The organism is Pedobacter xixiisoli, from assembly GCF_900215335.1.
Classification (GTDB): Bacteria; Bacteroidota; Bacteroidia; order Sphingobacteriales; family Sphingobacteriaceae; genus Pedobacter; species Pedobacter xixiisoli.
Genome location: NZ_OCMT01000004.1, coordinates 81,890 through 97,752, shown reverse-complemented (window position 1 = coordinate 97,752; position 15,863 = coordinate 81,890). Strand labels below are relative to the sequence as shown.

Annotated in this window: 15 protein-coding genes; 7 read left to right on the top strand and 8 right to left on the bottom strand. The window is 37.3% G+C overall.

Features of this window, described 5'->3' with window-relative positions:
• Position 1: 1 nt before the first annotated feature.
• From CRO54_RS16500 to CRO54_RS16490, 3 genes are all read left to right on the top strand, one after another.
• Positions 2-1,474, top strand: a complete 1,473-nt coding sequence (locus CRO54_RS16500) for a DUF5687 family protein (protein ID WP_097133196.1) — start codon at positions 2-4, stop codon at positions 1,472-1,474.
• A 4-nt stretch (positions 1,475-1,478) separates the two neighbouring features.
• Complete coding sequence (locus CRO54_RS16495) at positions 1,479-2,174, top strand: ABC transporter ATP-binding protein (protein ID WP_097133195.1); 696 nt, start codon at positions 1,479-1,481, stop codon at positions 2,172-2,174.
• Positions 2,175-2,357: 183 nt separating this feature from the next.
• Positions 2,358-3,038: a YiaD family glycine zipper/OmpA-like lipoprotein gene (locus CRO54_RS16490; RefSeq protein WP_097133194.1), complete on the top strand. Its 681-nt coding sequence runs from the start codon at positions 2,358-2,360 to the stop codon at positions 3,036-3,038.
• 54 nt (positions 3,039-3,092) lie between these two features.
• Here the strand turns inward: CRO54_RS16490 and CRO54_RS16485 are convergent, their stop codons facing one another.
• The gene (locus tag CRO54_RS16485; protein WP_097133193.1) at positions 3,093-3,437 is read right to left on the bottom strand and encodes a hypothetical protein; all 345 of its coding nucleotides are present in this window, start codon (positions 3,435-3,437) and stop codon (positions 3,093-3,095) included.
• A gap of 113 nt (positions 3,438-3,550) precedes the next feature.
• On the opposite strand from CRO54_RS16485, the gene CRO54_RS16480 reads away from it, so the two are divergent.
• Positions 3,551-4,567 (top strand): Gfo/Idh/MocA family oxidoreductase, encoded by a 1,017-nt coding sequence (locus CRO54_RS16480; RefSeq protein WP_097133192.1) that lies wholly within the window; start codon positions 3,551-3,553, stop codon positions 4,565-4,567.
• A 176-nt stretch (positions 4,568-4,743) separates the two neighbouring features.
• Here CRO54_RS16480 and CRO54_RS16475 read toward each other — a convergent pair whose 3' ends face one another.
• Positions 4,744-5,727 carry an alpha/beta fold hydrolase gene (locus CRO54_RS16475; protein ID WP_097133191.1) on the bottom strand — a complete coding sequence of 328 codons (984 nt, stop codon included), beginning with the start codon at positions 5,725-5,727 and terminating at the stop codon, positions 4,744-4,746.
• A 90-nt stretch (positions 5,728-5,817) separates the two neighbouring features.
• Between CRO54_RS16475 and hutH the strand changes: the two genes are divergently transcribed.
• Positions 5,818-7,296: a histidine ammonia-lyase gene (gene hutH, locus CRO54_RS16470; RefSeq protein ID WP_097133190.1), complete on the top strand. Its 1,479-nt coding sequence runs from the start codon at positions 5,818-5,820 to the stop codon at positions 7,294-7,296.
• A 193-nt stretch (positions 7,297-7,489) separates the two neighbouring features.
• Here hutH and CRO54_RS16465 read toward each other — a convergent pair whose 3' ends face one another.
• The 6 genes from CRO54_RS16465 to CRO54_RS16440 form a co-directional block, all read right to left on the bottom strand.
• Positions 7,490-8,329, bottom strand: a complete 840-nt coding sequence (locus CRO54_RS16465) for a GIN domain-containing protein (RefSeq protein WP_097133189.1) — start codon at positions 8,327-8,329, stop codon at positions 7,490-7,492.
• Positions 8,330-8,340: 11 nt separating this feature from the next.
• Positions 8,341-8,709 (bottom strand): GntR family transcriptional regulator, encoded by a 369-nt coding sequence (locus tag CRO54_RS16460; RefSeq protein ID WP_097133188.1) that lies wholly within the window; start codon positions 8,707-8,709, stop codon positions 8,341-8,343.
• Between the two features lie 16 nt (positions 8,710-8,725).
• Positions 8,726-9,496 (bottom strand): hypothetical protein, encoded by a 771-nt coding sequence (locus CRO54_RS16455; RefSeq protein WP_097133187.1) that lies wholly within the window; start codon positions 9,494-9,496, stop codon positions 8,726-8,728.
• Between the two features lie 6 nt (positions 9,497-9,502).
• The gene (locus CRO54_RS16450; RefSeq protein WP_097133186.1) at positions 9,503-10,330 is read right to left on the bottom strand and encodes an ABC transporter ATP-binding protein; all 828 of its coding nucleotides are present in this window, start codon (positions 10,328-10,330) and stop codon (positions 9,503-9,505) included.
• 408 nt (positions 10,331-10,738) lie between these two features.
• On the bottom strand, positions 10,739-13,045 hold the full coding sequence (locus CRO54_RS16445) for a TonB-dependent receptor (RefSeq protein WP_097133185.1): 2,307 nt from the start codon (positions 13,043-13,045) through the stop codon (positions 10,739-10,741).
• A gap of 117 nt (positions 13,046-13,162) precedes the next feature.
• Positions 13,163-13,498 (bottom strand): hypothetical protein, encoded by a 336-nt coding sequence (locus tag CRO54_RS16440; protein WP_097133184.1) that lies wholly within the window; start codon positions 13,496-13,498, stop codon positions 13,163-13,165.
• 218 nt (positions 13,499-13,716) lie between these two features.
• Here CRO54_RS16440 and hutU point away from each other — a divergent pair, with 218 nt between their 5' ends.
• Both hutU and crcB read left to right on the top strand, forming a co-directional pair.
• Entirely contained in the window at positions 13,717-15,357 is a 1,641-nt protein-coding gene (gene hutU / locus CRO54_RS16435; RefSeq protein ID WP_097133183.1) for a urocanate hydratase, read from the top strand.
• Positions 15,358-15,437: 80 nt separating this feature from the next.
• Positions 15,438-15,815 (top strand): fluoride efflux transporter CrcB, encoded by a 378-nt coding sequence (gene crcB, locus CRO54_RS16430; protein WP_097133182.1) that lies wholly within the window; start codon positions 15,438-15,440, stop codon positions 15,813-15,815.
• Positions 15,816-15,863 lie beyond the last annotated feature (48 nt).

The following is a 15,863-nucleotide window of genomic DNA, read 5'->3' as shown; positions in this document are numbered from 1 at the left end:
TATGCTAACAACTTTTTTATCGCATCAGTGGAAATCTTTTTGGCGAAGTAGAAACAAGGCAGGAAGTATTGCTGCCCAAATTGTACTGGGCTTTTTTATGCTGTACTTTTTAGTAGTAGCTATTGGTATAGGCTTTTGGATGACTTCTATCATCGAAAAAATTATGCCAGGCATTAATCCCACCATAGTTTTTAATGGCTTGATATTGTATTATTTCCTGCTTGATTTAGCGGTGAGAATACAAATGCAGGATTTGCCAACATTAAGTATTGTACCTTATCTTCATTTAAATATATTTAGAAGAACCATTGTAAACTTCCTGAATTTAAAGTCGCTGTTTTCGTTCTTTAATATTCTGCCGTTTTTTATTTTCTTTCCATTTATTTTTATCAATATCAGTGCTTCAGGTGGTGCTGTAGCAGTATTGGCCTATATGGTATCTATATTGGGGCTTATTGTTTTCAATAATTTCTTGGTGCTGTATATCAAACGCAGAGCCATTAACAATGTATTGATCTTTGCAGTCGGCATTTTGGTGGTTTTAGGCTTGGCGGCTTCAGATTATTACGGATTTATCTCCATCAGAGATTTCTCTAATCTAGTTTTTCAAAACATAGCAAAATGGCCTTTTTTGGCTTTGATATTCCCATTGGCTGCATTTGCGGTCTTCTATATCAATGCTAAGTTTTTAACAGCTAATTTGTATACCGAAGAATTAAGTACAAAAGACGATAAAAAAGTAAGTACAGATTATCCTTTCCTGAATAATTTTGGTAGAGCAGGAGAATTGGCAGCGCTAGAATTAAAATTGATTTTGCGGCACAAACGTTCTAGAAGTTCGGTAATTATGGGCTTTTTGTTTTTGTGCTATGGCTTCTTTTTCTACCGTATGCCTTTAATTGATAACGATGAGTTTGGGAAAATGCTATTCGCAGCCATCTTCATGACAGGTATAAATATCTCAGTTTACGGACAGTTTATGTATGCTTGGCAAAGTGCGCATTTCGACGGATTGTTGGTCAATAAAATCAATTATAGAGATTTTATCAAAGCTAAATTTTTGTTGTTTACCATTAGCAGTACACTTATTACAGCGCTTTCTGGCTTTTATGGTTTCATGAGCTACAAACTGCTGTTATTGCATTTGGCAGCTTACCTGTACAACATTGGTGTGGGTACAGTAGTGGTGCTTTATTTCGCCAACTTTAATTACAAAAGATTAGATATTACTAGCAGTGCAAGTTTCAACTGGCAAGGAGTTGGCGCTTCGCAATGGCTGTTGGGCTTACCTCTTTTGCTGGTTCCCTTAATTATTTACATCCCTTTTGGAATATTTAATAAGCCTTATTTGGGTTTGGCGATGTTGGCTTTGTTAGGTTTAATAGGCTTACTCTTGCGTAATTATTGGGTAGGGGTTATTGTTAGAAAATTTGAGAAACAACGTTATAAAATAGCCGAAGGCTTTAGAGAATAACAATATGATAGAAGTTAAGAATTTAATAAAAGGTTACGCTGGTCGTACCGTAGTAGATATTCAGCATTTAAATATTAAGGCTGGTGAAACCATTGGTTTAGTTGGAAATAACGGGGCAGGTAAGACAACATTTTTTAGAATGCTTTTGGACTTGATCCGTCCAGATAGCGGTGAGATTTTATCAAAAGATGTAAATGTAGCCAATAGTTCTCAATGGAAAGATTATACGGCTTCTTATCTAGATGAAGGTTTCTTGATAGATTACCTAACGCCCGAAGAATATTTTACTTTCATTGGCAGTTTGCATGGTTTAAGTGTTGCCCATGTAAGTGATTATTTGAAACAGTATGAAGAATTTTTCAATGGGGAGATTTTAAGCCGAGGAAAATATATTCGTGATTTCTCTAAGGGAAACCAGAATAAAGTAGGAATTGCAGCGGCGCTAATGCAAAAACCAGAACTGCTAATTTTGGACGAGCCATTCGCAAATTTAGATCCAACTACACAAATCAGGCTCAAAGCTCTAGTGAAAAATTTAAGTACAACACAACGCTTAACTACTTTTATTTCTAGCCACGATTTAAATCACGTAACGGATGTTTGCGATAGAATTATCTTATTGGAAAAAGGTAAGGTAATAAAGGATTTTTATACAGATGAAAATTCATTAAAGGAACTGGAAGCCTATTTCTCGGAATAAGGCTGTATATAATTATGGTCAATTATTTGCCCAATTCGAGGTAAATGTAAAACTATCTTTATACAGGATTGTTTATCTGAGGCGATGATTCTATTCGTATTAAGAGTATTTTATGCAGTTGTGTAAAATTGGCATTACCTTTGAATATAAAATTAACAACATTATAATAAACGAAATAAGAAAATGATGACTACAAAATTTAAGACAGCAACTGTCGCTATAGCTTTATCGGTAGGTGCAATGACATTTCAAAGCTGCGACAGCTTAAACAATACTCAAAAAGGTGCAGGTATTGGTGCTGCTGCAGGTGGCGTAATTGGTGCGCTAATTGGTAAAAAGGCTGGTAATACTGCTGTAGGTGCTGTAATTGGCGCTGCAGTTGGTGGTACTGCTGGTGGTTTCATTGGTAAAAGAATGGATAAGCAAGCGGCTGAAATTAAGCAGGCAATTCCAGGAGCAGAGGTAATTCGCGAAGGTGAAGGTATCATCGTTAGATTTGATAGTGGTATCCTTTTCGACTTCAATAAAACAGAATTGAAAGATGCAGCTAAAACTAACATCCAATCTTTAGCTTCTTCGTTAAATCAATATCCAGGAACTGACGTAAAAGTTATTGGTCATACTGATAATGTTGGTACAGCTGCGGTAAACCAAACAGTATCAGAAAAAAGAGCTGCTGCTGTTAAAACTTACGCAGTTTCTCAAGGTGTACCTGCATCGCGTTTAGTTACAGAAGGTAAAGGTTTAAACGAGCCTATTGCTGATAATACTACCGACGCTGGTCGTGCGGCAAACCGTAGAGTTGAGATTGTAATCGTAGCTAACGAGCAATTGAAAAAAGAAGCTGCTGAAAAAGCAGGATAATTTTAGATTATCTTTATAAATAGAAAAGTCCCGATTCAGTAATCGGGACTTTTTTTATTCGTAGATGTCTGCAAAATAAGTGATAGCTAGAGATTTTAGAAGCATCTCTTGTTCAAGACCTGCGTACGCTGGAATTTGTTTTACCAATTTCCAATGTGGCCATCCATCTTGGTCTAGCGCTTCTAATTCATAAAATCCCATTTCGCTTAACAAACGACAAGTAGCAATATGCATTAACTCTTCTTTTTGTCTTTTGCTGAACTTTCCTGGTCCTTTACCTAACTCTTGTACACCAATTAAAAACAAAACCACTTTTAAATCAGGAGTGTCTGAGTCAAAATCTTTGGCTAGTTTTTCTTGCAGCTCTTTCCATCTAATATTGATTTCTGCTGGCTTCATATTGCAAATATACAGATTTGACTCAAGCTATGTACTTACACTTTAAGCTTTGGTCTTTACTCTTTCATCCTTAATCTTCGTTCTTTTAGCTTTAGTCTTTTAGCTTTGTAATTATGGGTTCTAAAATAAATGTGGGCTTAATGGCCTATGGCATGTCTGGACAGGTGTTTCATGCACCTTTTGTCCATTTAAATGATGGGTTTAATTTTGTAGCAGTTACAGAGCGTAGTAAAAAGCAAGCAGCTCAAGATTATCCTGGTGTAAAAAGCTATGATACCATCGATGAGTTAATTGCTGATGAAAATATCGATCTTATTATTATCAATACGCCAAATTATACGCATTACGATTATGCAAAAAGGTGCTTGTTAGCGGGTAAGCATATTTTGGTGGAAAAGCCTTTTACAGCTACAGTAGCGCAAGCTAAAGAGCTATTTGCGTTGGCAAAAGAAGTGGGCAAAAAAGCTTTGGTTTATCAAAATAGAAGGTTTGATAGTGGATTTAACATCACCAAAGAAATAATAGAAAGTGGAAAACTTGGAAAATTAATTGAAGTTCATTTTCGTTACGATAGGTATAGAAACGAAATTGGAGTTAAAACTTTTAAAGAGGACAGTAGCTTTGAAGCCAGTGGATTGTCTTACGACTTAGGGCCGCACCTGCTAGACCAAGCTATTGCTTTATTCGGTAAACCAGACAGGTTTTATAAAGTACTCGCTAACAACAGAGAAGGAAGCAAGGTAGATGATTATTTTTTCATTCACTTGGCTTATGCTAACCAATTAAATGTGTATTTAACCTCTACAATGTTGGCAGCAGATATTCCTCCCGCATTTGTTGTAAGCGGTTCTTTAGGCTCATTTTCTAAAAATCACGGTGATATTCAAGAAAGCCAATTATTAAAGGGCATGAAACCAACCGATGAAGGTTATGGAATTGAAATACCTGAAGATGCAGGCAAACTGACAATTGTAACACCAGATGGCGGAAGAGAAATTACAACTGTGGCATCGCCAAAAGGTAATTATGGAGAACTTTTCGAATTGGTTTATCAAGCTATTGCTAACAACGAGCCATACCCAATTACGGAAGAAGACGTGATTGCTCAGCTGGAGATTTTAGAGAGTTAAACTAAGCATTTGCATAAATCGGTCTTCATTTCAGAAAGTGAGTTATATGATTGTAGAGAGGAAATAATTACTTTTCAAACTTTGTCGTCATTGCGAGGCACGAAGCAATCTTTTATTAATTGGAAAGATTGCTTCGTGCCTCGCAATGACGTTTTGATTTATGGTTGTGCTTCAATTTACAAATTCCCAATCAGCGCTTTCATAAACTCCTCTGGTTTTTCTAAGTGAGGAATATGCCCAAGGCCATCAAATTCAATCAGTTTAGAACCTGGTATTTTAGCTGCGGTAGCTTTTCCTAAAACCTTATACTGTCCGTACTTTTTTTGGTCTTCGGTACTAAGCAAACCTTTACCAACAATGGTTTTGTCTTCTTTACCAATTAATAACAAAGTTGGTACCTTCACATACGGAAATTCATGCACTACAGGTTGTTCGTAAATCATGGTAAAAGTTAATGCTGCTACTTTTGCCCAGCGTGGATAATCGGCGCTGAAAGTTACACCACCAGCAATGCGCACCAAATCGTCATATTCCGGTTTCCACTCGGTAAAATAGGAATTCTGATAATATTTCTTTACACTTTCTGCAGTAGTTTTTAGCTCGGTCTTATATTGTTGTTCGGTAGTAACATAAGGTACAAATGCTCTGTAGTCTTCTAATCCAATTGGATTTTCTAATACTAATTTTTCCGTTTTTTCTGGAAATAATAACGCAAAACGAGTAGCTAACATTCCACCCATAGAGTGACCTAAAATCACAGCTTTATAAATCTTCAAACTATCCAATAATTGGCTATTCCATTTGGCCATTTGATGAAAACTATAATGGATAAATGCTTTGGACGATTTGCCAAAACCAATTTGGTCGGGAACAATTACACGATAACCGCTCGCTGTTAATGCCTTGATGACGTTAGTCCAGTAATAACCGCCAAAGTTTTTGCCATGAAATAACATCACCGTTCTGCCATTAGCTTTGGAGGTTGGTGCCACGTCCATGTAAGCCATTCGTAAATCTTGCCCTTCTACCTGTATTGGTAAATATTTTACGGGATAAGCATATTTTACCTGCTCTAAAGTGATGGATAAAGTATCGGTTTTTTGAGCAAACAAGTTGATACTGAAAATAAAAGCAACGGCAAATAAGAGTAAACGTTTCATAATAAATCGAATAATAGTATAAACGTGAAGGAAACAAATTAGTTTAAATTTATCATTATTTATACTTTTAAGCGACCAAATGGAATTGATATGACCGTGTACAACGTAGGCGTTAATAGGTTAACTATTGCTGCTATCCAAGAAATTATTCATTCATCGCAAAAAATTGCTTTATCGGCTGTTGCTGAAGAAAAAATTATTAAATGCAGAGCTTATTTGGATGATAAAATGAGTAGAACCGAAGAGCCCATCTACGGAATTAACACTGGTTTTGGTTACCTGCAAAATGTAAAAGTTGAAGCAGATAAACTCACACAACTTCAACATAATTTACTGCTGTCTCACGCTTGTGGAACTGGAAATGAAGTGCCAAAGCCGATTGTAAAGTTGATGCTTTTGTTAAAAATTCAGTCTTTGAGTTATGGTCATTCTGCCATTGCTTTGACTACAGTACGACGATTGATAGATTTCTATAATCATGATATTTTGCCAGTAGTTTATACCCAAGGTTCATTAGGAGCTTCTGGAGATTTAGCTCCTTTGGCACATTTGGCTTTGCCGCTAATTGGCGAGGGCGATGTTTGGTATAAAGATAAACAAATCAGCACTGCTAAATTATACGAGCAACTCGGCTGGCAATCTTTAACGTTGCAAAGTAAGGAAGGTTTAGCGTTGATTAACGGTACACAATTTATGAGTGCTTATGGGGTTCATTGTTTGTTAAAAGCTCAAAATTTACTGGCTTGGGCCGATGCCATTGCTTCCACCGCTATCGATGCTTTTGATTGTCGCATTGATCCATTTTTAAACCTAAGCCACATCATTCGTCCGCATAAGGGGCAGTTGCAGACAGCAGAAAATATAAAAAGCTGGCTAGAAGGAAGCGAGCTGATTGTACAAAAAGGTAAGCAAACGCAAGACCCTTATTCATTTCGTTGTGTGCCGCAAGTGCATGGTGCAAGTAAGGATAGCGTAACATACATTCAGTCCGTTTTTGAAACGGAAATTAACTCGGTAACGGATAATCCTAATGTATTTCCTGATGAAGATTTGATTATTTCGGCAGGTAATTTCCACGGACAACCATTGGCTTTGACTTTGGATTTTATGTGTTTGGCATTGGCCGAAATCGGTTCTATCTCTGAAAGAAGAACTTTCCAACTGATTTCTGGAACACGAGGTTTACCACCATTCTTGGTGAAAAATGCGGGTTTAAATTCTGGATTGATGATTACGCAATATACTGCAGCATCTATTGCTAGCGAGAATAAACAGTTGTGTACACCAGCATCGGTAGATAGCATTGTAAGTAGCAACGGTCAGGAAGACCATGTAAGTATGGGCGCTAATGCCGCTACCAAATGTTTGCGTGTGGTAGAAAATGTAGAACGTATTTTGGCCATCGAACTGATTACTGCAACACAAGCTTTAGAATTGAGAAGACCATTAAAATCATCTCCAAAAATTGAAAAATTGATGCAGGATTTTAGAGTGGTAGTAGGCTTTAACGATGCAGATAGATTGCTGGCAACGGATATTAAAGCTGCCTTGCAGTTTATTCAAAACTAGCAAGCTTGGCAAAGAATAATTAGGATTACGATAAGGAAAATCATAAGGTTAGGGGTTTTTAAGTAGTAAGTTCTCCAGATTAGACGGTTTGTCGTCATTTCGACGAACGAAGGAGGAGAAATCTAACAAGTAGTAAATAGAATGTTAGATTTCTCTCTGCGTTCGAAATGACGGTTTTATCGCCAATTGCTGATTACTTCAATATCTGTTTTAAGTTAGCAACAGGTATTTGAATAATGGTTTGGTCTGATAAAGAACCTTTGGCTTTTCCAATATCAATAGATCTGAAAGTAACGTTGGCACTGTCTGTAGTTTTCAAAGCTAGGTTGCGGATGGCGTATTTTTCCTTATTGGCTTTGCCACCAAATACATCAATGTCAGATTTTCCTGCCGAAGCGATATCTAAGTCTTCAAAAGATACTCCCGCACTTCTAAAGTTTGCATTCTTTAAATTTAGGTATATCGATTTTGCGGCTGTATTTCCCTCAAAAATTGTATAGCCATCTTCAGCGTTAATACTTGCTTTTTGGAATTTCGCATCTCTACCAAATCTAAAATCTTCGAACTTCTTAAGATTTACAACTATGGAATCTCCTTTTGCATTTAGCTCAATTGTTGAAGCGTTATTCACGTTTAAGGCATTTGTGGTTGGTGCATAAATCAACAAATTAATGTAACGACGTTCTACGTTTTTGCCTGTTAAGGTAATTTGTAGCTTTCCATCTTTATCTACACTGCACTTTACCAAGTCTTTATGCTCTTTATATATCTTGATACCAAATTTGTTATCCTTAATTAAGCGAATGTAGAAGGTATATTCCTTCCCATCGGCAATGCTAATGGCATTAAATTGGTTCAATTGAATGGCTTCCATGTTTTCTGATTTGCCATCGAAGCTGTCATTTTGCTTCTCTAAATCAGCCCAAGTCTGGCTATCTATGTAGTAAGCTTTTGAAGCATATACCATACTCAAAATCGGAACAATGATAAGTGCAGCTGCAAAAGCAATTAATAATTTATTACTGGTTTTCATGAGTTCAAGTATTAAAAGTTTTCTTTAACAAAAGTGTTATAGCGAGTTTGTAACTCTTCAAAATCTATGTTCAGCAAATAGATATTTCTAAATACGATAGGCAACTCATCTTCCATAAACTGAGCTTTTCTATAGCTTTTTACATTTGCTACCGCCTCTTCAGCCACAAAAAAACCTATACCTCTTTTGTTGTTAATGATATTCTTATTTTGAAGTAATTCGTAAGTACGCATTACTGTATTGGGGTTTACTTCTAGCGTTACTGCCATTTCCCGCACCGATGGGATTTTTTGGTCAGCTTGCCATTTCTCCAGTAAAATATGCTCGCAAACATATTCGGCTATCTGAAGATATATCGCTTTGTTATCTCTAAATTCCATGTTTCTCTCTTTAAAATTAAACCTCTTTTTCTTTAAGGCGAACGTAGGTGATGCTCAAAACCACCAATGTGCATAGTGCTATAATAGAGAACAATAGCCACTCCATGGTATCTTTGCCATTGTTGCCTAAATTAATTGAAGTTTTACCGCTCAATAGTACATCTACCACGTTCATTACAATGTAAGTCCATGCGCCACTAAAAAGCATTACACAGATGGCAGTTTTAATGTAGTGGAACCTGTTGAAATAAGCTGATCCAAGTAGGAAAACACTGGTAACAGTAAAAGGCATTACATATACAGGAGCAAATGTGCCGATTTCATTTTTGCTGAAAAATGTTTTCACTTCTGCTAATTCCTTTAAGTCTCCTGTTCTGAAGTATGATTTGATATAGGTAATGAAAGCCCAATCTGTAATCGTAAAAATTAGAAGAAAAGCGAGTACAGATAAAATCGAAGTGAAGAAAAACCCAGCTAAAAACTTCTCAAAAGTAGAAGCTGGTATCAATAAATCGATGATGGCTTTAGATTTTTGCCCCAGATGAGCAAAATATGAACTTGCAATGATGCTAATGAACAAAAAACCAAATATGATGAAAAGCGGCTCTCTAAAGCGCAATTGATCAGAAATGTAGCCAAGTTCTTGTAAAGGTAACAGCGTTAGTGCGTAAAATGCAGCAACAACACCTGTAGCCACCAATAACGTAATCAAAAAGATTTTACCAAACTCTAGCCACTGCCTCTTAAGCAATAGCGTAAAACGATGTAAGTCGAAAGTATTGTTCATGTCTGTTTAGTTAAAAATTGGTTTCAGTTTGTTTTTCTCTGCTAAAACTGCATTAAAGAGCAATTCCATATCTAGCTTGCTATCTTCTTGATGATAATTTGGCATTACTGCATTGTAGCCAGCTAAAGAAGGTTCGGCATAGATTACCGTTTCATCAATTTCTTTTAGGCGTTTGAAAGAAAGCTTGTCTGTAATTTCTTCTACCGTAGCTTTTAGCGCAATTTTATTTTCATCCAACATAATTACGGTGTCAATCAAATTATCCAAATCGCGTACTTGGTGAGTAGAAATAATGATGCATTTATCTTCCGTTAATGCAGATGCCATAATTTTACGGAACTGCGCTTTAGAAGGAATGTCTAAACCGTTGGTTGGTTCGTCCATGATCACTAACTTGGCATTGGTTGCTAAACCGAAAGAGATAATCACTTTCTTTTTCTGTCCGTAACTCATGTCAATCAATTTTTGTCCAACTGGGATATCAAACTCTTTCAATAAATCTGCAAAGTATTGATGGTCGAATTCTGGATAGAAAGCAGCATTGGCTTTTACATAACTATCGATTTTGATAGCTGGTAAATGAAACTCTTCGGGAATGAAACAGATTTGCTGCAATAGTGCAGGTTGTCTTTTTGCAGGGTCTAAGCCTAAAACTTCAATTTTTCCACTTTGTGCATATACCAAACCGGCTAAGTTTTTTAATAAGGTTGATTTGCCTGCACCATTTTTGCCCAATAGTCCGTAGATATGACCACTGCTCAGTTGCATGCTGATATCCTTAAAGAGAACTCTATGCTTGCTATAGCTAAAATTTAGATTGTCTATCTTTATCATACTAGTGTATTAGTTAAATAATACACTAAAGTAATTCTAAATTTTTGATCTCCAAATTTTTTGTAAATAATTTTTTGAGGATGATTGGAGAGAATGGGTGAGATAGAAAAAGAAAAGCTCTTCATTTGTGTATGAAGGACTTCTTTTATGTTTTCGTCATTTCGACGAACGAAGGAGGAGAAATCTAGCAACCAACTACATGATGCTAGATTTCTCTCTACGTTCGAAATGACGGAAATTATATTGACTTTCTTTCGCTTTACAATACCCAATCGAGTTGGGTATGACGGACTATGAATGTCAATTCTTGAAGACTTACGAAGTTTAACTTTAGCTTATAATTGTAAATAAGGTGAAGGCTTCGCCGTTTAAAAACTTCGTAAGTCTAATATGCTAATAAGTGCAATACTACAACGGCACGCTAATTCCAAAACTTACATTACGACCAGGATTGTAAATATTCGCTAATTTATAGCGGCTTAAGTGGTTATAATAAAGTTTGTTGGTTAAGTTTTGCCCAGTAATCCAAACGTTTAGCTTGCCTTTTTTAGTTTTAAAGGAAGTGCCAATTCCAGCGTCAAACAAGGTGTAGCCATCAGTTTCTGTTTCAAAAGCATCAATTCTATCTTGTTTAAAAACATTGGTTAAACCTACTTTAATGAAGCTGTCGTTTAATCCTTTTAGGTTCGGCTCAAAACGGATCTCATTATTTAAACTTGCTGCGGGAATAAATGGCAGAGGAGAATTGGTGGCTTTGTTAGTGCCTTTCACATAGGCAAAAGTATTCTCAAAGTGCAATGCCTTAATTAAATGAAAATCTACCGAAGCTTCGCCACCTATTAAGTTAGCATCTGTTTGTAAGAAACGATAAACGGGTAAAGTTTCCGTGTTGCCATCATGGTCGGTGTTCACAATGGTTTCATCGTTCAGGTTGCTTAAATAAATGTAATCATAGATTTTGTTGCTGTAGGCATTTAAGCCCAAAGTAATGTTTTCTGCTTGATACGTCAAACCTAAATCGAACTGTAAACTAGTTTCCTGTTTCAGATTGCTGTTACCAATTTCATATCTAAAAGTACCTTCGTGTTTACCGTTGGCACCTAGCTCTGCAATGTTTGGCGCTCTAAATCCAGAACCAATGTTTCCTTTCAAGTTTAGGTTTTTAGCGATATCAAATGCAAAACCCAAAGAACCTGTAAAATTAGAAAAGCTATTGTTAAAGGCACTGAAGACTTGGTCTTGATGGTCGCCATGATCTTCGAACAAATCTTTACCATCAATTTTTTTGTAATCGTAACGTACACCGGCGTTGATCGCACCATTTTCGAAATTGCGTTTCAAATAGGCAAAAGCACCAATGTTGTTACTATTATAATCAGGTACTAAAAATTCTTCACCACTGTTTCTATTAGTTTGGTACATGCCCTGCAAACCGATGGTCGGTTCCCAAACTCCGTTATTGGCGAAAGAATATTTTACATCGTAAGTATAAGAGTTTAAGCCTAAGTTTAAACCAGGCTCCTCTTTAGTTTCCTCAAACTCTTTTCTAATGTTGCGCTGAAATGCAAAAGTAGATTTTAACTGACCGCCACCCAAAAGTACATTGCTATTTAAAGCTGCACGATAATGGTTGATATTTTGAAAAGGTAAGTTCAACGACCTCGATTTTGCATCACTTTTGCTAATCACATTTCCCTCTTCGTCTAAATAGTTTCCATCAGCATCTGGACCTTCTTCTACCAAACCAATATTGGTTGCAAAGCGAGATAAACTCAGGTGCGTATAACCCCAAGTTTTATTCAAGCCCAACATGGCACTCGTGTTGATTTCGTTAAAACCTGCATTTGGCACTACATGGCCTTTATAGCCAAAACCGTAAGCATTTTTGTAAGACACACGACCACGATAAACAAAACCTTTAGTATTGCCTTGCATCATTAACGAAGAGCCCGTTAAGCCTCCGTTGGTGTTGTAGTTGGTGGTGAAGTTGCCGTTGTAAGTTCCCTCGGCAGGCACCAAATCATCAATAATATTGATAACACCGCCCAAGGCATCAGAACCGTAAAGCAAACTCGCTGGACCTTTCAGTACTTCGATACGAGCCGCAGCAAATTGATCTACTTGCACTCCATGTTCATCGCCCCATTGTTGGCCTTCTTCTCTTGCGCCATCAACCATCGTTAATACGCGGTTATAGCCTAAACCTCTGATGGTGGGTTTTGAAATTGCGCCACCAGTAGTTACTTGCGCTACTCCTGGAATTTTAGCAATGGCATCTACCAAGTTGGTAGCGGCAGATTGTGCCAATTTATCTCTGCTAACCGATACCACGGCCAAACTGTTGGTTTTGTTGTTGGCACTAAATGGAGTTCCGGTAATGACGACTTCGGCACTTTCTATTACCGACGGTTCTAAAGCAAAGGTAATTTCTTGCTGTGTGGCTAAGTCAATCAGTTTTGAAGTGGTTTTGTAGCCCAAATAACGAACCTCTAATAAGAACTTACCTTTTGAAGGGACGTTATTGAAGGTAAATTCACCATTGGTATTGGTGCTTGTACTGGTTTTTAAATCAGAAATATAAAGTGTTGCACCAGCTAGAGGTGCTTGTGTTGAGGCATCGACAACCTTACCTTTAATGCTAACTAATGAATTAGCGAAGGTATTTAAAGACAGTAAAATGCCAAAAACAGTTACTAAAAGTTGTAACCTTTTCATAAAAGAAATATAATTAAGCGGTATTTCCACTCACGTAAAACGATGGATAATTAATGGACCGCTCTTTCATCGCCTGTTGGCCAGAAAAAAGACAGCATACACAAAGAATAGGTAGATTTATGGATGAGCTGGAGGGCCACGTAGGCAGCTGGCAATAATATCAGTAAATGAATTACCAACTAATGGAAATATTGCCTTAACAGGATTACCTTTTAAATAAACTAGGTAATTATGGAAATCGGTAGTGAAATTCTTTTCGAAATGTGCTTTACAAATCAAGCAAGTTTCGGTAGATGTTTTTACGTGTACGGTATGTGTACAATGTTTCTCGTGAACAACGGTTTCGCTCTCATGATGATGCAAGGCTCCCCAAGGCGTAATGGCTAACGAAAATATCGCCAGAATTAGTACCGCAGAAATTTGTTTCAAGAAATGACGCTTCTTTGCTTGCATTCTAATGCGAAATTAATCAAATAATAATAATTCGTTAAATTTGAAATTGTAACAATGAAGGTATTTACGATTTTAGTATTACAATTTTAGATTTCTGTGATAAACAACGCGTTGATTAAATGAACCACCTCAGACATCTTAGCTCATTTAGGTCTTAGGTTTTCTAAGGTGTCTTAGGTGGTTAAAATACTTTTAATAATAAAATAACCACCAAATATATGAACCTGAAAGAAAGTCAAACACCACTTGGAGCAACCTTAAATTGTAAAGGATGGGTGCAAGAAGCGGCGTTAAGAATGTTGTTAAATAATTTAGACCCAGCTGTTGCCGAAAGACCTGAAGATTTGATTGTGTATGGAGGAAGAGGTAAAGCTGCGAGAAACAAAGAAGCACTAGAACTCATCATCAAAGCATTAAAAAACTTGGAAGACGATGAAACTTTATTAATCCAATCTGGGAAACCTGTAGGAGTTTTGCCAACACATAAGGATGCACCTAGAGTGCTAATTTCGAATTCACAGCTAGTGCCCAAATGGGCTACACAGCAACATTTTGATGAGCTGGAAGATAAAGGTTTGATAATGTACGGACAAATGACCGCCGGTTCGTGGATTTACATCGGTTCGCAGGGCATTGTGCAAGGAACTTATGAAACCTATGCTGCTTTGGCTAAGAAGCATTTTGATAGTAACTTAAAAGGAACGCTAAATGTAACTGCGGGTTTAGGCGGTATGGGCGGTGCACAACCGTTGGCCATTACCATGAACCAAGGCGTTTGCTTAGCTGCGGATGTGGAAGAATGGCGCATTCAAAAACGTTTAGAAACGAGATACATTGATGAAATTGCTTATAATATTGATGAAGCGATTGACAAAGCATTACAATATAAGGAGGAGCAGAAAGCCATTTCTATCGGAGTGGTTTGTAACGCGGTAGAGCTGTTGCAAAGATTGATTGACAGAAACATAGTTCCAGATACTTTAACGGATCAAACATCGGCACATGACCCATTGATTGGCTATTTTCCAGAGGGATTGACCGTTGCTGAGGCTGCGGAATTACGTGAGAAAAATCCTGAAGAATATGTTAAGCGAAGTTATGCTACGATGGCGAAACACGTTGAACAGATGCTGGAACTGCAGAGAAGAGGGGCTATCACCTTTGATTATGGCAATAATCTACGCGGCAGAGCTTTGGAAGTTGGTGTTAAAAATGCCTTCGATTTTCCAGGTTTTGTGCCAGCTTATATCCGTCCGTTGTTTTGTGAGGGAAAAGGACCTTTCCGTTGGGCAGCTTTAAGTGGCGACCCACAGGATATTTACGAAACTGATAAAGTGATTTTAGAGCTGTTTCCTGAGAATGAAAGTTTAAAACGCTGGATTACCATGGCACAAGAACGTATTGCTTTTCAAGGATTGCCAGCTCGTATTTGTTGGCTGGGACAAGGTGAACGAGAAAAAGCTGGTTTGGCATTTAATAAATTGGTAGCTGAAGGTAAGGTAAAAGCACCTATTGTCATTGGTCGCGACCATTTAGATACAGGTTCTGTAGCTTCTCCAAATAGAGAAACTGAAGCAATGCTAGACGGTTCGGATGCGGTAGCAGATTGGCCAATCTTAAATGCGTTGATTAATACTGCGGGTGGCGCAAGTTGGGTATCTTTACATCACGGTGGTGGGGTAGGTATTGGTTACTCTATCCACGCAGGTATGGTGATTGTTGCTGATGGTACGGAAGATGCCGCTAGAAGATTGAAAAGAGTGTTGCACAACGACCCTGCAATGGGCGTAATTCGTCATGCCGATGCGGGTTACGATATTGCTAAAGATACGTTAAGAAAACATAGATTAGGGCTTTAATTTTTCGCCACAGATGCACAGATGTTTTATCTTTATTAAATATTTAGATTTATCTGTGCATCTGTGGCTAATTCAAACGAATGCTAAAACAAATTTTACTAGTAGGTTTGGGAGGAGGAATAGGAAGCATTTTTCGATTTCTAACTTCGGTGTTTGCAACCAGATATGCTGTAAATGGATTTCCATTGGGAACTTTTATCGCTAATGTTTTGGGCTGTTTTATACTCGGAATATGTGTAGGAATATTTGGAAAAAATCCAACAGAAAATGAAAATCTACGACTGCTTTTTGTTACTGGATTTTGTGGAGGATATACCACTTTCTCTACTTTCGCCTCAGAAAATATTCAATTATTACAACAGCAAAATTATACGCTGCTAATTATTTACACACTCGCAAGTTTATTGGTTGGATTTTTAGCTGTAGCCGTTGGCTTAAGCTTCGGTAAGTCTTGGTAAAATAATCTTAAACATCATAGCTCTTTGATATATATTCATTTCTAAAAT

Excerpts from the sequence above, each read along its gene's own strand:
- CRO54_RS16460 (WP_097133188.1), bottom strand. The coding sequence starts at position 8,709 with ATGGAATTTAGAGATAACAAAGCGATATATCTTCAGATAGCCGAATAT.
- hutU (WP_097133183.1), top strand. The coding sequence starts at position 13,717 with ATGAACCTGAAAGAAAGTCAAACACCACTTGGAGCAACCTTAAATTGT.
- hutH (WP_097133190.1), top strand. The coding sequence starts at position 5,818 with ATGACCGTGTACAACGTAGGCGTTAATAGGTTAACTATTGCTGCTATC.
- CRO54_RS16495 (WP_097133195.1), top strand. The coding sequence starts at position 1,479 with ATGATAGAAGTTAAGAATTTAATAAAAGGTTACGCTGGTCGTACCGTA.
- CRO54_RS16465 (WP_097133189.1), bottom strand. The coding sequence starts at position 8,329 with ATGAAAACCAGTAATAAATTATTAATTGCTTTTGCAGCTGCACTTATC.
- CRO54_RS16450 (WP_097133186.1), bottom strand. The coding sequence starts at position 10,330 with ATGATAAAGATAGACAATCTAAATTTTAGCTATAGCAAGCATAGAGTT.
- CRO54_RS16500 (WP_097133196.1), top strand. The coding sequence starts at position 2 with ATGCTAACAACTTTTTTATCGCATCAGTGGAAATCTTTTTGGCGAAGT.
- CRO54_RS16455 (WP_097133187.1), bottom strand. The coding sequence starts at position 9,496 with ATGAACAATACTTTCGACTTACATCGTTTTACGCTATTGCTTAAGAGG.
- CRO54_RS16485 (WP_097133193.1), bottom strand. The coding sequence starts at position 3,437 with ATGAAGCCAGCAGAAATCAATATTAGATGGAAAGAGCTGCAAGAAAAA.
- CRO54_RS16480 (WP_097133192.1), top strand. The coding sequence starts at position 3,551 with ATGGGTTCTAAAATAAATGTGGGCTTAATGGCCTATGGCATGTCTGGA.
- CRO54_RS16475 (WP_097133191.1), bottom strand. The coding sequence starts at position 5,727 with ATGAAACGTTTACTCTTATTTGCCGTTGCTTTTATTTTCAGTATCAAC.
- CRO54_RS16490 (WP_097133194.1), top strand. The coding sequence starts at position 2,358 with ATGATGACTACAAAATTTAAGACAGCAACTGTCGCTATAGCTTTATCG.
- crcB (WP_097133182.1), top strand. The coding sequence starts at position 15,438 with ATGCTAAAACAAATTTTACTAGTAGGTTTGGGAGGAGGAATAGGAAGC.
- CRO54_RS16445 (WP_097133185.1), bottom strand. The coding sequence starts at position 13,045 with ATGAAAAGGTTACAACTTTTAGTAACTGTTTTTGGCATTTTACTGTCT.
- CRO54_RS16440 (WP_097133184.1), bottom strand. The coding sequence starts at position 13,498 with ATGCAAGCAAAGAAGCGTCATTTCTTGAAACAAATTTCTGCGGTACTA.